Source organism: Neobacillus sp. B4I6 (assembly GCF_050434045.1).
Taxonomy (GTDB): Bacteria; Bacillota; Bacilli; order Bacillales; family Cytobacillaceae; genus Neobacillus.
This window is the reverse complement of the sequence record NZ_JBNPWB010000002.1, coordinates 2280976-2299303: the sequence shown is the minus strand read 5'-3', so window position 1 is coordinate 2299303 and position 18328 is coordinate 2280976. Positions and strand designations below refer to the sequence as shown.

Below are 18328 nucleotides of genomic sequence, written 5' to 3'. Positions count from 1 at the left end.
CTTTATTTAACGAGGTTTGATAAAGTTAAACTAAGGATATTCGAATTCATGTTGAAGACAGAGAAAGGATGGTGGAAAATGCCGTTTGATAACAGTTTAATAAATATGCAAACACCAGGTCGGGTTTATGCATTGTGTAAACTTTTGCTCTTAGATTCTTATACACAAGACAAACTAATGGAACTGTTGCAGCCTGAATCTCCAGAGAAAACTCAAGCAAAATCGGTATATAAACTTGCACTAGATGGTGGATTAATTCAATTAGGTAATGATAAAAAAGTTAAATTGCAAGTGCCAGAAAAGGATGTAATCGAACCAAAGAGATTTGAGCAATATATAGTTCACCTTGCATTTGATGACACACGATTTATTTTTGGACGCTTTACGGCATGGGTCATGTCGAGAGGAGAGAAAGTGCTAAACGAAACAAAAGAAGAACTCGCAGATCAATTTTTCAACCAAGTATCAAGAAACTATACAGTAAATCGTGAGTTTAATTCAACTAATATTTTAGGCTGGTTGACATGGGCAAATTACTTTGGTTTGGGACATACTATGAATGGTGTATTTGTAGCTAATCCATCGCGAAGAATTCAAAGTGTGGTAGAAAATGACAATGATTTACCACGTGGAGAATTTATTCCATTTAAAAAATTCATGAATTGGCTAGCTATTAAATGTCCTGAGTTAGATGGCGGGAAATTAAATCAGGAATTTAACAATCAATTTCTTAGCACTCAACAACTCTCATTTGCTCTTTCACTTGGACTCAGAACACTGCATGACTTAAATGTCATCACCTTAAAGTATACAAGGGACGTGGAAGATATTTGGTATTTGCAGGATATCTCTACTCATGAAATAGCAAATCAAGTAACCGAAATAATGGTGAAAGGTTGATAGATGATGGATATAAAAAAATATAAGCAGAAGCTTTCTGATGTTTTTCAAATCAATGCAATAACAGTCGATAAAGATTACTTTATGTTAACGCATAAACCATTTAAAAACATAAGAATGGTGAGTAAACGTTTATTTTTAGACGGAGAAAATTTTCATGAAAATCAGCTCTATCGGACAATTATGGATAATCGTGATCAACATCAATTCCATGTTGTTAAAGGAGATAATGGATCAGGTAAATCACATTTAATCCGTTGGATTAAGGAGCATTATGAACATGAAGCTAAAAACGAGGCCGTTATCTTTATTTCCCGTATGCAAAGCACGCTTAAAGGCGCCCTGCAACAAATCATTCATGCAGAAGTGATTCAAAATCATGAAACATCACATCGATTAAAAAAATTAATTGATGCCAATGAACATCTGGATAACAAACATTTAAAGAATATTATCTTGGCCCATTTTATGGTTGCCGTGCGTGAAGATGATAATACAAAGGAAATCAAACTTAGAGAAAACCAACGGAAAACCCTATATGATTTCCTGTCAAGCCAAGAAACACTTGAATTTTTACTAAGAGAAAATGGCCCAATTGACCGGATTCAAAAGAAGTTGGCACCAGGAGTACATAATGAAATTATGAACGATATCGAGCCACATTTTCTTCCCGAGGATTTTTTTATAACATCCTCACAGGCTTTAGAATTCCAAAAAATGGATTTGAGCAAAAAAGCGTTGCGTTTTATTTCAGAAATTAAGGAATCGACAGATCTTGAAGAGCAGGAAGAGGTAGAAAAATATCGAGAAAATATAGCAAAGTATTTGAATCAATTCCTCGATAAAGTCGTACAAGAATGCCTTAGTTTACGTGGAACTGACTTGAAAGACATTTTTATTTTACTTCGTCAAGAATTAAAAAAAGAAGGAAAAGGTTTAACCCTCTTTATTGAAGATATTACCTCTTTTACAGGTGTGGATAAAGATTTAGTCGAAGTATTGATTTCAGATCACAAAGAGGATCAATCACTATGCCGTTTAATATCAATAGTGGGAATCACAAATGGTTATTATAACACCTCTCTTCCAGAGAATATTAAAGACCGAATTACCAATCACATTGAGATCGATTATGTGGTTATTCAAAATGAGAATGAATCGGCAGAATTAGCAGCACGCTATATTAATGCAGTTTATCTAGACAACGAGCAAATCCAAGAATGGAAAAATAACGGCTATCGGATGGAAGAATTTCCAATCGCAACCGTTTTTAAAAATCATAAATGGGCAAATTTCAAGATAGACAAAGAACTAGAACTATCGATCTTTCCGTTTACCAAAAGGGCTTTGTGGAATTTCTATCAACAATTAGATCCAAAAACACCACGAAACTTCTTGCAAACTGTGCTTTTACAATATATTCAAAAGTACACCATGGATGGACCAAGTGGCAACTTCCCACCAGTGATTGATAAGATAATTGCCGATTTCAAGATAGCGCCAAACTGGAAAGTTCCAGGTACCGACCAATTGTTATCTAGAAAAGTTCCAGATGATGATTTAAAAGGACGCTATGAAACATTGTTCCGTATATGGGGGAATGGAACAATGGATGAACAAAACATAGATGGAAAAATGGTTGTAGGTGGATTAGAAGAGGATGTGTTTGAGGTTTTTGGGTTAAAGCCGGTTTCGGGGATTCAAGGCTCAGCTTCCACGAAAACTGCCACAACTGCCACAACTACCACAACCACCACTTCAACAGGCAAAAATGGTCAGAATTCTAATGGTGCCGTTAATGTGACAACAAAAAGAACAGATAACCCAAACGGAGATGGAACGAAGCCTGATGGTCAGGGGAATGGGGGAACAACGGTAACACCACCAACACCTCCTGTCCAACCAAAAAGAAACCGACAACTCGAAGAAGTAATAATAGAAGTTGAAAAATGGGCAAAAGGAGAACCACTCAATAACAGCTGGATGATGCCCGAATTATTAGAGATTATTCGTGAATATATTGCATGGGATTTAGAAGGCATTCCAGCGTTTATTGTCAAAGACTTCTTAACGAATAATTATGTTTTAATTGAGGGACAGCCAAAAACAGTAAAACTTGAAGGACTTAAATTTAAGAGAAGTAATCAGTTGCGGTATGCATTAGAAGCACTTGTGCGTTATAAATATGAAGGAAAAGGAAGTTGGAATATTGAGAATGCCAATCTTGCTATTCTTTCCTTGCATACTTGGCTGGAAACGGTAAGAGATGACATACTGGCCTTTTTGAGCAAGCCTTTTGATTACGACGGTGATAATTGGCTAATGGACGAATACGTTACCGCGGCCGAGTTTTGTACTACTTCTTTAATGGATGGATTTACAGGTGATGAGAAAACAGCAGAGGATGTTTATCTACAACTTTTAAAAGACAAGCAAAAAGAAACACACCATGAACATAGTAAATCTTGGGAAACAATTAAAAATCATTTGAATTTTGAACATACAGACCTTTACAAACGTTACTTTAATCTCATTCAAGGAAGTGTAAGAAGTGTCCCTAAGGTTTTATTTTATGATTCCTATGAAATGATTAATCAGATTAAAGGATTAATGTCACGAGGATTTGATTTGAACCTAGAAGAAATACCAAAGGGACGGATGAGCAGTTGGTACACTTCTGTAAATATTTTAGTTAAACTTCTATCAGAAAATAAGTTGAATAAAGCGATTGAAGAAGAGCGTAAGCATTCATTAAGATTTGTCGATAATTTCCACGATATCATCGGTGAAAGAATTACTAAAGAATCGATTGCCAAGATCATTAAAGAAATGAAAGGGCTACTTGATTATTTAAAAGAGATGAATGAACCGTACCCGCCTTCATTGTTTGAGGTACTGTATAAGAACGTGATAAATGAACAGCAAATTGTTGAAATCTTCGATGAGCTTCAGTCGTTAGCCGATTCAAATTCTTTAACGGAACAATTGATGATTTTGTCAAATAATCCCACCTTTCAAGTTCAGCCATTTTACATGGTATTAGAGAATATGAGTAATCTAATTGAGGCGAAAAATAAGACGTATACAAAAAAAATTTCTTCTTCTGAACAGGAGTTATCTTTATTAATAGGTAATCCTCTTGAAGATTTGAACCAAGACATTGAACAGATAAGAGAGTATTTGACGGAATTGGATGAAAGGAGTGTTAATAATGCTGTTAAATAAAATAGCAGACACCCGAAAGACGTTTGAAGAATACAACCAACTTGACAGCAGATTGCAGCAAGTTAAAAAGGTTCATTCCTTCAGCCAGTTTACAAAAAAAGAATTGAATACAATAAAATCCATACTTGGAAGCTATCATGCACTACATGAAATGGATCCTCCATCCTTCCCAAAAAGGGATATGTCTTATGAGTTTAAACGATTAAACGCAGTGATTCAAAATGGGTTGGAAAAATATAATAAAGATGAAATTTCTGGGTTTACATTTGTATTTAAAAAACTAGACCAAGACTTAAAGACGCGCTGGACATTTTATGTTCGTACAATAAATCAAGACATCATTGGATTGCTGGAAAGAATGCAACACATTGCTGGTAATCCACAAGATATAAAACAACTAATTAGTGACTTGAATAAGTTTGAAACCAAATGGCCAGTTAATACTTTAACGTTATCTAATTACAATAATCACCTTGAAAAAGCAAGAAAAGTAATGTCTGACATGAATGCAAGTAAAGGTGTTCAAGATTTTATAGGAAAAGTTGCCTCAAATAACGCAACGATAGATGATTTGTCTGATGAAGTGATCCAATGGCTTCGCGAGCAGCAATTAACAAACAAACTTGTTATTAAATTCAAGTAAGGAGAATTCCCGGAATGAAGCGAAATGATTTTGACATTCTTGCAGAAGAAGTCTTAACGCAAATTGAGATGAAGGAAAACCAGTTACTTGAATGGGGCTTTATTGGGGGTGGAATTGACGTAGAAGAGGAAGTGCGAACTCTTCTTCGTCAACCACCTACATCCTTTTTAGAAGAGTTAATTGCAAAACATGAATTGAACGAAGATAATGCCATTTCGATAGTAAAAAATCTAGAGGCACGGAAACTCATATTTCAATTAAATCCGAAACATTTGTATCGGTCACGATTTGCAGAAACGATTCGAATGCTTTATTTATTGAAACAGCGCTTTACCTTTGAAGATTGGCAATCTGGTAAGAATTTAGTCAGCAATATTAAACCGATTCTTTCGTATCGAAAATACCCTCGGCGGGATATCAGATTAGATATCATTAATGAAAACTTAAATTTTGTCATTGGAAAATCCCATATACATAGAAAAGTCGTCTCAAAATTACTTAAGGATGGAGAATTATTACTCTCTCAATTCCAAATGGATTCGTTGTCGCGAATTTTAAACCAATCGCGAAGTAAGTTTGATTCTGGTACTGTGATTGGCGCAGGAACAGGATCGGGGAAAACAAAATCTTTTTATATTCCCGCTTTTGCAACACTAATCGAAACCCTCTCCAAGGATCAATCCAACTGGACAAAGGTAATTGGTCTTTATCCGCGTGTAGAGTTGTTAAAGGACCAATACCGAGAAGCACTATCAGAAATCTTGACGTTAAATTCACTTTGTGCTGACTTAGGCATTCGCCCACTGACGATTGGCGGACTTTATGGTGACACACCAAAAAGGGCTTCTGATGTCCACGCACACAAGGATCGAAACTGGAAAAAAACAGCGGATGGATACGAATCTCCGTTTTTTTCTTGTCCAGAATGTTCGCGTGTAATGATATGGCTTGAAGAAGACGTGGCAGAGGAAAGAGAAAGATTACATTGTTCACATTGTCACACCATTATTAATGAGGAAAATATTATCCTGACACGGGATCGAATGAACAAATCAGCTCCTGACATCCTATTTACGACAACAGAAATGATTAACAGAAAGCTGCCGAATTCGTTCGAAAATGATTTATTTGGTGTTTATTCATCGCGGCCGCCTATGTTTGTTCTTTTAGATGAGGTTCATGTCTATGAAGGCGTTACCGGTGCACATGTCGCCTATTTACTTAGAAGACTTAAACATTTACTGAAGCAATTTAATCCAAATCGAGGAATACAGTTTGTTGGTCTATCAGCGACCTTGTCAAACCCAAGTACCTTCTTCTCGCAACTAATAGGATTAGAGGAAAGATATATTGAATATATCACACCACTTGAGAAGGATCTGGTGTCTGAAGGCGTGGAATATAATTTAGTGGTTCGCGGCGACCCATTTTCCGCTGCAGCCCTTTTATCTACATCGGTTCAAACGTCGATGTTGCTGGGACGGATGTTAGATCCGATTAAAACGGATATATCAAAAGGAGCCTATGGCTCAAAGGTGTTTGGGTTTACCGATAAACTTGATGTCATTAATCGCTGGTTCCATATCGAGTTAGATGCCGAGCGCAAGCAAATATTGAGTAAGTATCGTGATGCGGGTGAGATTAGAAGGAATTCTAAACAAAAAAATAATTTGCAAGAACAATACAAAGCGGGACAAGTCTGGCTTGCCCCTGTTCAAATTGATGAAACGTCCTTAAAGACTCCATTAGAGGTCGATATTACATCTTCCCAACACAAAGGTGTGAATGAAAATGCGAAACTAGTGATTGCCACCAGTACATTAGAGGTAGGATACAACGATCCAAAGGTTGGGGCGGTCATTCAGCACAAGGCACCGCGTAATTTAGCCTCCTTTTTGCAAAGGAAGGGACGTGCTGGACGTGTGCGGGGGATGAGGCCGTGGATGGTCGTTGTTTCTTCTGCCTATGGGCGAGACCGATTTGTCTATGATTACCCCGAATTATATTTTCAACCGAACTTAAATGAAATGTTTTTGCCGATTCAAAATTCGAATATTCTTCGGATCCAAATGGCTTTTGCCTTTATGGAATGGTTAATGGACCGTCTTTATAAACAATCAAAGCGTCTTGATGTTCGTGACAAATTGAGTGCTGTGGGAAATATTCGAAATAGTAATTATTCTGATCTTATTTTAGCTGCAATCCGGGACGTATTGGAAGGACACGATCAGGATCTCATCGACTATTGGAAAAACGCACTTCAAGTCGATGAAGAAATGATTAAGCGGATTGCCTGGAGTGAACCACGTTCGTTCTTTTTTGATGTATTGCCAACCATTTACACGCAATTAAAGGAACATTTTTCATTTATTTCTGAAGAAGACCGTTCCAATAATCCCTTGGTTGGTTATATTCCGAGGACATTATTTTCATCCCTTGATATTTCGGAATTGGCACTGCACATCCCTAGAGCAGAGAAGGTCAGTTACCAGCCGCTCGTCCAAGGGATCATGGAGTTTGCCCCAGGGAATGTTTCCAAGCGCTATGTCAATGCGTATAGAACGAGAGAAGCGCATTGGCTGCCTGTCAACGATCAAGGAATCGTAGATGTTAAATCAGAGGTAATGAATTCTCATTGGATCGAAACGGTGGAAGATACCATCGGTGTCTATGAACCAATATCCGTTACATTAGCAACGATTCCGCCAGACATTTCAGACCGTTCGTCAGGAAGGTATCTGTGGAATTTAGACATTCAACCAATCCAGCACACATCGCAAAACAAAATTGACTTTCCTGTTCAAAGTTCATTAAAGGCTGTTTTCGAAGAGATTGAGTATTTTACAAGCGATGAACATAACTCCATCAAAATGACCAGATATACAGTCAAAGGAGAAGGAGTCAAAAAGACTAGTAAAGGAGAGGAATTTCCTTTCGAATCCAAATTTGTTCATCAAGGAAAGGATTGTGCGATTGGGTTTCAACGCTATGTCGACGCGATTCGCTTTGATGTCCAGGAGGTCTATACATTAGAGTTAATAGAATCATATTTCGGACAACAAATTATTTCCGTCTCTAAACCGGATTTCTTTGATTATTTGTTAAAGACCGACGAGGATGTTTCCAGCCGAGTAAACGTCTTTCAGCGTCAGTGGCTCGCACAAATTGTGTTATCCTCCGTCACGGCGATCAGTATCAGCAAAAATGTAACACTACACGAGGCAATTAAGGAGTATAAGAAGGACATTGTCAGGATTTCGTTGCGGACATTAGAAGCCATCTTCCTTTCAACGATCGTAACCGATGAAGATAATAACGGGACGACAGATGAGTCCAAAGTGAAAAAGACTCTGCAAGGATTTATTGAGGATCCTTCGTTAATGAATCGGATTTTACAGCACTTAGAGTCATTAGAAGGTGATTTAGGGAAGAACCAGCAATTCCATCATTGGATGAAGCTAACGATTATTGATTCACTGGCGGCGACCATCAAAGCAGCGCTCGAAGAAATGCTCCCAGATGTTAACACGGAAGATACAAATGTAGATATCGTCGAAAACAGTATTTGGATTTCGGAAACAGAATCAGGCGGGTTAGGGATTATTACGAAAATCGTTTCATCGCTAAAACACAACCCATCTCTGTTTGAAGAACTTATTTCCAGCAATATCAACAATTGTCCAAGAAATACGATTGCTTCTTCGCTTAAATCGGTGTTAAATCATATCGAAAAAGAGGAACTTTCGGATGTAATCGGGAAAATCCGTCAGGAACAAAGAATCGAATATCAACAAAAATATTTGAGTCAATTACAATCGGTATTAGACCATCTCGGAATCCCGCCGAAACGAGATTTAATTATCGGGATGTCGGGTAAATTTTTCCGTAGTAATCGCTCGAAGCAAACGGATAAGTTTATGAAAGAAATTCATGAATTTTGGGAGCATGAGCAAGAACGGCTGCAATTTCAAATTTCTCCGAATGTATTTTCGGTTGCGAGTCTGCGGCGCGATGAACTAAGCAGTAAATTAAAGAGCCTGATGCAGGATGTTAATTTGCAGTTAAACGCTGAAAAACAAACCTTTTTATTCTTGGAGTCGTTTTTATTACATGATTGTCATGATTCATGCCCAGAATGTCTTAATCTATATAGTCCGTATCAATCCTTTTTGAAACCATCAAGGCTTTTATTACGGGCGTTAGTGAAACCAACTCATGAAATTCATCACTACCCGAGTACGAATTTTCTATCGAAAGCAACCAAGACATTGGAATCGGAGAAACGTCTCCGTGTGGTCGTTTCGACAGCGGAAAGGGATTCTTTGCAATCGGAATTGTTCGAACTCTTCCATACCCCGATTGAATTTAAATTCCAATTGTATTATCCATTTTTAGAAAGAGTCACGAACAATGGGGACAATTGGTATTATGATGTCAGTGTTAGGGAGGTCTCGTATGTCTAATCGAATCATCCGCTCTTTCGGTGGAAGTTATGTACTGCGGGATTATCTCGTGTCCTTATTTGTAGCCGAGGCGATGAACCCGAGTAAGGAACTCTATTTGATCTCACCGTATTTAAGCAACTCACCATTAATTGAAAATCGACATAATCAATATACCGATGTATTTCCGATGATAAAGGCAAAAACGATTTATCTATCAGACATCCTTTCGACACTGGCTTGGAAAGGGATATCTGTCCGGATCATTTGTGACCAGGATCGGGAAGAGACTAAACCGTTAATTGACTTGCTTTATAATCAAGTTTCTTTTCGGAAATTGGAACAAAATCATGACAAGGGTTTAGTCACCGATCATGTGTTTGTCCATGGATCGATGAATTTTACGTATAGCGGCATTTACTTAAATAAAGAGAGCATTCGGACGACGAATGATAGTTCTGATGTTAACGGGGCTCTGATTGCCTTTCGGCAGCGTTGGGAGGAGGCGGATAGTATATGACGACGACATCAAAGGAATTCCTTCAATTCTTGTTGAAAAAGAACGGTGCCAAGTATAAAGTAACGGAAATCAACGATCAGCTGTTTGTCGATCACCCCGTATGCCAAGAAATGATCGATAGGTTCGTGAAGGGAGAAACGTCGATATTACCGTTTCCAACTAGAGATGAAATATTATGGCTCTGCCTACAGGCGGATGAACAAAAGCTAACGGTGGAGTATTCATCGTTAAAGAAGTTCATTTCACCCTATCGAACCGATGAGCAGGACCAAAAACGTTTTTTTGATAAAAAATCCTCTGAATTAGGGAGATTAGGCAGTGAGGTATTTCCGAACGGATACTATATGTTTACGACGCCCACTGATAAAGATGGGCAAATTTGGGATTTATTAAAGTTGTGGATCACGGTAATAAACCGAAAACCAGTGATTATCTGGCAAGAATCGGTCATTAATGCGTTTACCCTTAGAAGTAAATTTCGCCAACACCTTGAATTGAAAGAGTGGGGGGAAGCGGAAAAGACACTAGGGGTAATCCGTGAAGGACATTATGTCTCGGATGAAAATTACTTATTTCTTCAAGTCGAATTATGGTCTGCTCAAAATAAATGGAAAGATATCTGGTTTTGGAAGGAATTCGAAGCCCTGTCAGGACTGCAGCGAATTCCAAAGGACGTGAAGGTCTCCCTTTTAACCGCTTTTTATTTTGTCAAACTCGCAGATTTGGAAGTAAAGGGTGAATTCGAGGCAAGTTACGAAAACTTTAAGGCCAATCGCTTTCAGTTGAGGTCTTTACTCGATAGTCATCTTGGCATTGATGAAGACCATATTTTCCGGATTTTTGCCCATGAATCGGCGTTCGAACAGAATCGTGAGAAACTTTCCTTTATTAAAAGTCAAGTCAGCCAAGAAGAGACGTTACCATTAATCGCATTCTTAGAAACCAAGTTTACCGTTCAGGTGGAACCGGTTGTTCAACCAACTGGTTCGCCAGAAGAGAGGGCAAAAGAACATCTGTTAAATGGACAAATTGATGATGCCTATTTAATTCTTCAGGACTGCAGCCTCTCGAAAGAAAAAGTAGGGATGTTGTCTGTTATTGCGTTTGAAACCTTATCGGGTGAAATTCAGAAAGAGGCCTATCAATTACTTTTAGAATTACCGCAAAAAGCCCAAGATGAATTAATGGACGATAGTCATACGAAGAAATATATTATTTTCATTAAAATGGCTAATGAAGGAATCCAAAAGACACCGCGTCAAGACGACATGAAGTATACATGGAATCATTGGTTTAAAAAGGTATTGGAAGTGGAAAACGAATCACTCGATCCTTTGTTTGAAGTGTTATATGTCGAAGATAGGCTGCCTGTCTTTGTATGGTCACCTTCGATGATTGCTGAATTAGGAAACTTAATTGTCGAAGTGGCCCTAGAATCTTTTGACGCGAAGAAATCATCTGTCATGAAGGAAGGGATCGCGATCTTTATTTCAGAGTTGATTCGTGATAAGGAATTCCCGCGCACAATGACAGCAGAGTTGTACGGGTATTCCGTCGAGTTGTTATTGTTGCATCTGAACAAGAATAAGATCCACACCAATTACCTGAATCGACTGCTGGAAGGCTTACTGCAGTTAGATATGCTTGAAATCAATAAGTACTGGGAATGGGCCAAGGAATGGTATTCAATCAAGCCAATGAAGGCGATGATCCCGAACTTATTATTTACATTGGAGTTATTTTATGATTATGGCCAAGATCTTGAGGATTTATGGAATGTCTGGAACCAATGGACATCTACTCTCTTAAACGGAATCGCTACCGTTTCGTTGGCTGAAATCCAAGACTGGATCAAACTCGGTGAAAACATTGGCGGAGAAGCGTTCCTCATCAAAACCGTAGGTGAACTGATTAAAGTAGAGAATGAAGAGCAAGATGACGTTGCCGCTGCACCAGAATCTTCAATTGCAATCTTTACATTGAGGGAGAATTCTGCAAGACGTGCGGTCGAGCAGTTGTCGAAGCGAAATCCTAAATTAAAGTTCCGCATTAATGTCGATACCCATCTGACGACACAAGCCAAGAATCTTGCCAGCAACTCGGATATCGTGGTAATGGTAACAACAGCGATGAAGCATGCCTTATCGTATGGGATCACACCTTATTTGAACAGTGATCCGATCTATCCAAGTTCATCTGGGACCTCAAGTATTGTCGCTGAGATTGAGAAGTATTTTAATAACGTTGTTGCAGTATAGCTGCAAACCAAAACGGTCACGTAGAATTCACTACGTGACTTTTTCGTGATTTTCCAATCTATAGGGTAACGTAGAAGGTCCAAATAACAATAATTCCCCTGAGAAATGGGGCTCGATTAGGGGGGGGATGAATTTCGGTTGGCGGTAGCCAAAATGGTTCTTATTATGATATAATCAGAACAAACGTTCCTTTGGAAGTGAGGTGAATGAAATGGTTGCTAAACAAAGCCTATTATTTTCGTATTTACCCCAAAAATAAACCTGTTTAGTCTTTCAGTAAAGCATACAAATGGAAGTAGTCAATCATGTACTGGATCATAAAATTACCGTTGGTTCAGTTGGAGTTTGGACAGGGAAAACTCAAACGATGATTGTGACGGACCTGCATATTCTTGAAATAAATAATGATAAAACAACTAAAGATGTTAATATCGATGATTGTGTCCTGATTACGTTCACGGACGCTGCTAATGAAATGAGGAACTGATTAGGAGAAAATCTAGAAAAGAAGTTAAAAAAACAATTGAAGAAAGAACGATCAAAATGCTACTTTTTGGTTTGAACACAACAATTACTTGAAGAAGGAACTCGTTTCTTATATGTTGCGGTTACCCGAGCAAAGAATGCAGTTGTTTAACCCGAGGTGGAAGAAAACGGCTATCAAATTCCCGAATGCAGGTCGTGGCAAGATGAAGTCATGCCTGCTTATCAAATTATGCTAACTGAATAAAGCTGGGAATTTTGGTATAACTGAAGAGACATAAGCTCGAAAATTGTCGACAAATAGGTGAAAAGATTGTAAAATTGGTTTATATCTATTGAGTCATTGAAAAGAATAAACAATCGCATGATGCGAACGAGGTTCTAGCCCCCCTCATTAAAAAAACTAAGATGAAGCAGTACTTCTATCTTGGGGTGCTGTTTTTTCTATTTGAAAGGAAGTATAGAGATAAAATGTTAAAAAATGAGAAGGCAATTGTTGTGTTTAGTGGTGGGCAAGATAGCACCACTTGTTTATTTTGGGCATTAAAACAATTTAAAGAAGTAGAAGTCGTTACGTTCGATTACAATCAAAGGCATAGTTTAGAAATTGAATGTGCCAAAAATATAGCCAAAGAACTTGGCGTGAAACACCATATTTTAGATATGGCATTATTAAATCAACTTGCACCTAATGCATTAACACGTTCAGATATAGAAGTTTCAGATGGCGGTGAAAGGGAACTTCCGTCGACATTTGTGCCAGGCCGTAATCTATTATTCCTTACTTTCGCAGGTGTTTTAGCACGTCAGATCGGTGCCAAGCATTTAGTCACTGGGGTTTGTGAAACAGATTTCAGCGGGTACCCTGATTGTCGTGATATTTTTATTAAATCACTGAATGTCACCTTGAATTTATCCATGGACGATAATTTTGTCATCCATACACCATTAATGTGGATCAACAAAGCACAAACATGGGCTTTAGCGGATGAATTAGGAGCATTGGAATTTGTACGTAAAAAAACATTAACTTGCTATAATGGTGTGATTGCGGATGGGTGTGGCGAATGCCCAGCATGCGTATTAAGAAAAAGAGGGCTTGAAGACTTTTTAAATGGGAGGTTTTAAGCGATGGGTTTTAGAATCGTCGATAAACTTCAGAAAATAGATGAGGACATTCATCCTCACGAGTTAAAATATCATACAAAACGTGTACTAGTGAGCAAAGAATTTACCTTCGATGCTTCGCACCACTTGCATTGCTATGAAGGGAAATGCAAGAACTTGCACGGTCACACGTACCACGTTATTTTTGGAATCAGTGGTTTTGTCGATGAACGCGGCTTAATGATTGACTTTGGCGATATTAAAGAGATTTGGAAAAATGAAATTGAAATATTCCTGGATCATCAATACTTGAATGAAACCCTTCCATCGATGAATACAACAGCCGAAAACATGGTTGTCTGGATATATGAGAAAATGAAAGATGCCTTAGCAACAGAAGAACGTAGGGACCAATATCATGGAGCGAGAGTGGAATTTGTCCGTCTGTTTGAAACCCTAACAAGCTACGCAGAAGCGAGAAGGGAGTGGATGGAGGAATGAGTAAGATTCCTGTATTAGAAATTTTTGGCCCAACCATTCAAGGAGAAGGCATGGTCATTGGTCAAAAGACGATGTTCGTTCGGACCGCCGGCTGTGATTATTCATGCAGCTGGTGTGATTCTGCCTTTACATGGGATGGCAGCGCGAAAGATGATATCCAGCAAATGACTGCTGAAGAAATTTGGGAAGAATTAAAAAGAGTCGGTGGCGATAATTTTTCATTTGTAACGATCTCTGGGGGAAATCCAGCGCTGTTAAAAAATTTAGATGTGTTTATTGATTTATTAAAAGAAAAAGATATAAAAATTGGCATCGAAACACAAGGAAGCAGATGGCAAGACTGGTTTGTAAACGTCGATGAACTGACGATTTCACCAAAACCGCCAAGTTCGAACATGAAAACCAATTTTGAAATCTTAGATTCTATTTTTAAAAATTTAAACGAAAATGATTTCGAACATCAAGTGAGTCTAAAAGTGGTAATCTTTGATGAAAACGATCTTGAGTATGCGAAAATGGTCCATAAACGGTATGCGGATATTCCATTTTATCTTCAGGTTGGTAACGATGAAATCACCAACTTCAATAACGAAGAATTGATTCAGAAACTACTATTGAAATATGAATGGTTAGTTAATTGTGTGGTTGCGGACCCTCAATTGAATAATGTAAAAGTTTTACCACAATTACATGCGCTTCTTTGGGGAAATAAGCGAGGAGTATAAATACGAATGGTGGAACAAAGGGAGTTGAGATAGAATGAGAATCCTATTGTATTTAATATCAATCGTTACAGCGAACGTGGTGACAGCAGCTTTCGCGCCATTGCAACTGGGAGCATTTATTGTTCCAATGGGAACATTGTTTATTGGAGCAACGTTTATATTTAGAGATTTGGTCCAAAACAATTATGGAAGAAAGAAAACTTATATTTTCATAGCAACAGCCTTATTCTTGTCAGCTCTTGTGTCATTTATACTAGGTGATACCCTGATCATAGTGTTAGCTTCTGCGCTCTCGTTTGCCGTGGCAGAAACGACAGATACCGAAATTTATACAAGATTGAATCTACCTATGAGTTGGAGAGTTTTTTATAGTGGTATCGTTGGCGGCTTATTAGATTCCGTCATCTTCGTTATCATCGGACTTAGCCCAGTGGGAGCAAATTTCTTACCATGGGAAGCCGTTCCAGCGGCTATCCTCGGACAAGTCATTGTAAAAACGATCATTCAGGCGATTGCAGCAGTAATATTAAGTCTTGTATATAAATCAACGGATACGAATACCGTATCAAATTAATGATAGAAAAAGCACTTACCAGGGAAAGGGAGAAAATCACGATTCCAGGGAAGTGCTTTTTCTTATATGCATTTAGTTGATTTGTTAAACTATACTGGTATACATAAAATTGGCATCTACTCACTGAAGATGAACCAGAAGGATTTTGTCTTTATCTTTGTCAACAATTGTCCAATTGGAGTTTTGGGCAATTAATCGAAAAAATAAGATACAAACTAAAACTTCGAGGAGCCAAAGTCCAACTTGTGGAAGAATCCTATACTTCCGGCACGTGCCCGTCATGTGGAGAATTCCGTAAACAAAGGAATCGAAACTTCGACTGTCATTGTGCTCTGAAGGACATCGGGATGTAGTAGGTGCCATGAATATTTTGGACAAGTCTGTCCATAAACAGCAAACGAAAAATCGGGAATTACCTAAAATAGAAGATTCAAAGTATCGCCGAGTCCTTTTAGCTCCCATTGTTTCGCACAATGAGGCTAAAAGGTCAGTGGCGTAGTGCCTATGATTGGGCTGCGGTATGTGGTTTTAACTACATGTCGTAATGAACTGGAGAAGTAGTAAGACCTGGAAGCCCCGGCCGAAATGCGGCTTTGATGAAGGTTTAAAAAAGAATCCCCTGGATTTATCCATGGGGCGAAGTCAATTACCTATAGCTTTGCCTAACGGTCAGTGCTTTGGTATTGACACGATCAAATCTGAATGACTGATGCATTTTGTTTATAAAGATAGATTTGTCTATACTAAAGAAGAAAATAATAGTATCTACAATTGTTTAGAATATTTATTGCGATATGAAGGAAATATTGACAGTCAAGGGAGTATTCCGATGAAAGGTTCTGACAAAATCACCTATCAATTCCAAGGAACATTTACAAACCAGGAGTTTCAGAATGTCCAGTATGAAATCGAGTTGTGCGGCGGGACGTTGATTTATAAGGGTTTACATACGGACAAAGCGTTTATTGTGGTAAAAGTGGAGGATGATGAAGCAAGACTAGCGTTTGAAAGGAAATTCAAACGAACGCGATCCTATGAACGTTCAAAACAATACGAGGAGGAACAGAAGGAGTTTGTGTTCTTCTCAGCTGTAAATGAAGGATTTATGCACTGGACCGAGGAACGGTTACAGTTACTTTTTGGAAAGCAAGGTTCCAATTTAGATGAGACATGGGGCCTTATGGCAATCCTGTTGAATGAGGGATTAATTCAAGTTCGTGCAGAAGAGTACTCTCATGTGGCAGAACCACCGGAAGGTACAAAAGAAAGAGAAGCATTTTACCATTGCTATAACAATATGACAAATTTACCCATGGGTTATATAAGTTGGTGCGGGTGGAATTGGTTGAGAAGCAAGGGTGAGGTTAAACCGATTTTCACCGATTCACGAGCATCTCTCTATTCTCCAGTTCTACATATGTTTGTCCAGGTAGAGGAAGGGAATCCGTTCCAAATTATCTATAAGATATTAGCGGAACGTTCCAATGTTTACGTTCATATGCCATCTCACCCATTACATAAACTGTACATTTTTGAAACGACCGAGATGTTCCATTATTGGTTGGAGCAGCATCGGTACGGATCACAAGTGGAGGAACCCTCAGATATCCAACAACTTCTATCAACCTTTATTTATTATTTAAGAGGAACGGAAGAATATCGTCAGAGGTTAAAGGATTATGATAAAAAGCGAGCGGCACAGGCATCAAAGGAAACTCCGCCAGGTAAGCTTCTTGATGAGTACGATGATGATACGTTGTTTGATTTAATAGATGCATCTTCCATAATCCATCGTCTAAATGGAGCAGAGATGACTGCGGACCTTCTTGAAATCTTAATCATGCAAAGAGAAATCAAGGCCCAGCGATTAAAAGACTTGTGGGTGATTTCGAAACAAAGTTTATTGGATTACCTATATACCGCTCAAATTCATCCAGAGAATGATCTTAACAGTATACAAGAACCAAAACCGAAGGAAACGGTTAAGATTCCCATTCCAACCAAGGAAGATAGGGATCAAATATATACAAACACGGAAGATGAAGACTTTAATTTATTTGATGTCGGTCTGTTTATCAAAAATGATCCGACTTATGGAATCGGTGTTAGTCCTCGAATTGGGCAATTAAAGAAATTGATTCAGAGCGGAGAATTAAAAGCCCATCATGAAAAGAATATATGGACCGTGAGGAAGAATAATTTAATACAATATTTACAAAAACAGAAAAATGAATCAGATTCTTATCCGACAACAGATAAAAGAATGTCAAAAGAAGAGAAAGCACCTGAACCATTACCAAATAAAAAACTGTTCCCAGTTGAGTGGACAGACGAAAAAGACCAACAGTTAATCAGGTATGTTTTAGATAGTTTGAAAAAAGGAAAGAAATTCGATGAAATCTTCGCTACCGGCATAAAAGAGACTGGAATGAACAGTACGCAATGCAAATGCAGATGGTACAGCAAGTGGTCAAACCAATATAAGGATGAGATTGCTCAAATAAAAGCCAAGATTAATCCGACTACTGAAAATAATCCATTTGTTTGGGACGAAGAAAAGGAAAATATCCTTTTTTCATCGATTATTGAAGGTACACGAGAAGGACGTACAATAAAAGAGATCACAGAGGAGGTTAGTAAAATAATTGGACTTCCACCCAATACCCTTCGTTCCTATTGGGGAAGTAAGGCACCGAAACATTTAAAAGAAGAATTCAAACAAATTAAACTAGATCAAGAAAAGAACTGGTCTGAAGAAGCCTTGCAAATGCTTGAACATATGATAACCGTTGAATTTGCCCATCTTACACCGTTTGATATCCTACCTATTGCGAGTAAAAGGCTTAAAAGGCATATAGACATTGTACGGAAAAAATTATTTGAATTACAGAGAGCTAAACGAGTGAGAAGGTAAGACGAGTAATAGTGGAAAATTAGCCCCTAACTCCAA

General features: G+C 38.2%; 13 protein-coding genes. All 13 read left to right on the top strand.

Features of this window, described 5'->3' with window-relative positions; all coding sequences use genetic code 11:
- The first annotated feature begins 48 nt into the window (after nucleotides 1–48).
- The 13 genes from QF028_RS13365 to QF028_RS13305 all read left to right on the top strand — a co-directional run bounded on the left by QF028_RS13365 (nucleotide 49) and on the right by QF028_RS13305 (nucleotide 18292).
- On the top strand, nucleotides 49–900 hold the full coding sequence (locus QF028_RS13365) for a hypothetical protein (RefSeq protein ID WP_429466089.1): 852 nt from the start codon (nucleotides 49–51) through the stop codon (nucleotides 898–900).
- 3 nt (nucleotides 901–903) lie between these two features.
- Nucleotides 904–4125, top strand: coding sequence for a hypothetical protein (locus QF028_RS13360; protein WP_429466087.1), 3222 nt, complete (start codon nucleotides 904–906; stop codon nucleotides 4123–4125).
- Nucleotides 4112–4768 carry a hypothetical protein gene (locus tag QF028_RS13355; protein ID WP_429466085.1) on the top strand — a complete coding sequence of 219 codons (657 nt, stop codon included), beginning with the start codon at nucleotides 4112–4114 and terminating at the stop codon, nucleotides 4766–4768. Before QF028_RS13360 ends, QF028_RS13355 begins: the two co-directional genes overlap by 14 nt.
- 14 nt (nucleotides 4769–4782) lie before the next feature.
- Nucleotides 4783–9231 (top strand): protein DpdJ, encoded by a 4449-nt coding sequence (gene dpdJ, locus QF028_RS13350; RefSeq protein ID WP_429466083.1) that lies wholly within the window; start codon nucleotides 4783–4785, stop codon nucleotides 9229–9231.
- Entirely contained in the window at nucleotides 9224–9730 is a 507-nt protein-coding gene (dpdK, locus tag QF028_RS13345; protein ID WP_429466081.1) for a phospholipase D-like domain-containing protein DpdK, read from the top strand. Before dpdJ ends, dpdK begins: the two co-directional genes overlap by 8 nt.
- Nucleotides 9727–11988: a protein DpdD gene (dpdD, locus tag QF028_RS13340; protein WP_429466079.1), complete on the top strand. Its 2262-nt coding sequence runs from the start codon at nucleotides 9727–9729 to the stop codon at nucleotides 11986–11988. The genes dpdK and dpdD overlap by 4 nt, the downstream gene beginning before the upstream one ends.
- Nucleotides 11989–12277: 289 nt before the next feature.
- Entirely contained in the window at nucleotides 12278–12475 is a 198-nt protein-coding gene (locus QF028_RS13335; protein ID WP_429466078.1) for a hypothetical protein, read from the top strand.
- A gap of 467 nt (nucleotides 12476–12942) precedes the next feature.
- Complete coding sequence (queC, locus tag QF028_RS13330; RefSeq protein ID WP_429466076.1) at nucleotides 12943–13599, top strand: 7-cyano-7-deazaguanine synthase QueC; 657 nt, start codon at nucleotides 12943–12945, stop codon at nucleotides 13597–13599.
- A 3-nt stretch (nucleotides 13600–13602) separates the two neighbouring features.
- Nucleotides 13603–14079: a 6-carboxytetrahydropterin synthase QueD gene (gene queD, locus QF028_RS13325; RefSeq protein ID WP_429466074.1), complete on the top strand. Its 477-nt coding sequence runs from the start codon at nucleotides 13603–13605 to the stop codon at nucleotides 14077–14079.
- The gene (gene queE / locus QF028_RS13320) at nucleotides 14076–14804 is read left to right on the top strand and encodes a 7-carboxy-7-deazaguanine synthase QueE (RefSeq protein WP_429466072.1); all 729 of its coding nucleotides are present in this window, start codon (nucleotides 14076–14078) and stop codon (nucleotides 14802–14804) included. Before queD ends, queE begins: the two co-directional genes overlap by 4 nt.
- A 34-nt stretch (nucleotides 14805–14838) precedes the next feature.
- Complete coding sequence (locus QF028_RS13315; protein WP_429466070.1) at nucleotides 14839–15378, top strand: VUT family protein; 540 nt, start codon at nucleotides 14839–14841, stop codon at nucleotides 15376–15378.
- Nucleotides 15379–15545: 167 nt separating this feature from the next.
- Entirely contained in the window at nucleotides 15546–15731 is a 186-nt protein-coding gene (locus tag QF028_RS13310) for a zinc ribbon domain-containing protein (protein ID WP_429466068.1), read from the top strand.
- 476 nt (nucleotides 15732–16207) lie between these two features.
- Nucleotides 16208–18292 carry a hypothetical protein gene (locus QF028_RS13305; protein ID WP_429466066.1) on the top strand — a complete coding sequence of 695 codons (2085 nt, stop codon included), beginning with the start codon at nucleotides 16208–16210 and terminating at the stop codon, nucleotides 18290–18292.
- Nucleotides 18293–18328: the final 36 nt, after the last annotated feature.

What these genes read in the sequence shown, in the direction of transcription:
- dpdD (WP_429466079.1), top strand. Translation starts at nt 9,727, where the DNA reads ATGACGACGACATCAAAGGAATTCCTTCAATTCTTGTTGAAAAAGAAC.
- QF028_RS13355 (WP_429466085.1), top strand. Translation starts at nt 4,112, where the DNA reads ATGCTGTTAAATAAAATAGCAGACACCCGAAAGACGTTTGAAGAATAC.
- QF028_RS13335 (WP_429466078.1), top strand. Translation starts at nt 12,278, where the DNA reads ATGGAAGTAGTCAATCATGTACTGGATCATAAAATTACCGTTGGTTCA.
- QF028_RS13315 (WP_429466070.1), top strand. Translation starts at nt 14,839, where the DNA reads ATGAGAATCCTATTGTATTTAATATCAATCGTTACAGCGAACGTGGTG.
- QF028_RS13360 (WP_429466087.1), top strand. Translation starts at nt 904, where the DNA reads ATGATGGATATAAAAAAATATAAGCAGAAGCTTTCTGATGTTTTTCAA.
- dpdJ (WP_429466083.1), top strand. Translation starts at nt 4,783, where the DNA reads ATGAAGCGAAATGATTTTGACATTCTTGCAGAAGAAGTCTTAACGCAA.
- queC (WP_429466076.1), top strand. Translation starts at nt 12,943, where the DNA reads ATGTTAAAAAATGAGAAGGCAATTGTTGTGTTTAGTGGTGGGCAAGAT.
- queE (WP_429466072.1), top strand. Translation starts at nt 14,076, where the DNA reads ATGAGTAAGATTCCTGTATTAGAAATTTTTGGCCCAACCATTCAAGGA.
- dpdK (WP_429466081.1), top strand. Translation starts at nt 9,224, where the DNA reads ATGTCTAATCGAATCATCCGCTCTTTCGGTGGAAGTTATGTACTGCGG.
- QF028_RS13305 (WP_429466066.1), top strand. Translation starts at nt 16,208, where the DNA reads ATGAAAGGTTCTGACAAAATCACCTATCAATTCCAAGGAACATTTACA.
- queD (WP_429466074.1), top strand. Translation starts at nt 13,603, where the DNA reads ATGGGTTTTAGAATCGTCGATAAACTTCAGAAAATAGATGAGGACATT.
- QF028_RS13365 (WP_429466089.1), top strand. Translation starts at nt 49, where the DNA reads ATGTTGAAGACAGAGAAAGGATGGTGGAAAATGCCGTTTGATAACAGT.